This is a genomic window from Thiocystis violacea, from assembly GCF_016583575.1.
GTDB classification, from domain to species: domain Bacteria; phylum Pseudomonadota; class Gammaproteobacteria; order Chromatiales; family Chromatiaceae; genus Thiocystis; species Thiocystis violacea.
The window spans coordinates 1-755 of record NZ_NRRG01000162.1 but is presented as its reverse complement, the minus strand read 5'-3'; the positions used below and the strand labels follow the sequence as shown (position 1 = coordinate 755).

Genomic DNA, 755 nt, shown 5'->3' with positions numbered 1-755 from the left:
AACGACCATCGCCGAGCTGGTCGAGGCCATCGGGCCGCCCAGCCAATGGGTCGCGAGTGACCATGATGCACTGCTCGCCGAGTGACCGCAGCAGGCCAATTTTGTGGGGATACCTCAGGGACAGACCCTGAGGTATCCCCGCGAATTCATCCTCCGTCCCGTGGGAGCGGCTTGCCGCCGCGAAAAACCTCGTGTCGGCGCTCATCGCGGCTAAAAGCCGCTCCCACGAAATCCTATCGATTGGGGCGCTACCGGGTAATGGGAGCGAAGCCCGGCAACGGTGTCCCTACAAAGCTTGAGCCTCGGCGCGTACTCGACCAGATTCGCGGCGATCGACAAGCACGCCCACCATGTCGCGGGTATCCGCGACATGGTTTCAGAGGCGTGGCGTTGACACCCGCGAGCCGGCGCACCATTTTGTCAGCATCCTGACCCGCGAGACCCATCCATGACCGCCATCGCCTTCGATACCCTGAAGTTCGTCCGCACGCTCCAGCGCGCCGGGCTTCCCGAGCCCCAGGCCGAGGCGATCGCCGAAGCGTTTCGCGAGGCGCAAACGGAGTCCAACCCTGAGGCATCCCCTAGCTATTTATATTTTAAACAAAGACTTAAACAATGGTTGCGGCGCGACAATGAACAGGCACAGGGGATCGTGGTCCTTGGGAAGTGACGAAACCACCCAGGAGACCCCCGATGCCTGTCATCACGATTCTACACCGATGCCTGGATCCGTTACTTCCACACATCTATTGCCG

The 755-nt window shown here is 60.9% G+C and carries 2 protein-coding genes; one reads left to right on the top strand and one right to left on the bottom strand.

Annotated features, from left to right (window positions below; genetic code table 11):
- Window positions 1–205: hypothetical protein (locus CKO27_RS24315; RefSeq protein ID WP_207281116.1), on the bottom strand; the 205-nt coding region annotated here is incomplete at its 3' end.
- A 243-nt stretch (window positions 206–448) separates the two neighbouring features.
- Here CKO27_RS24315 and CKO27_RS23975 point away from each other — a divergent pair.
- Window positions 449–670: a DUF1640 domain-containing protein gene (locus CKO27_RS23975; RefSeq protein WP_200377414.1), complete on the top strand. Its 222-nt coding sequence runs from the start codon at window positions 449–451 to the stop codon at window positions 668–670.
- The last annotated feature ends 85 nt before the right edge of the window (window positions 671–755 follow it).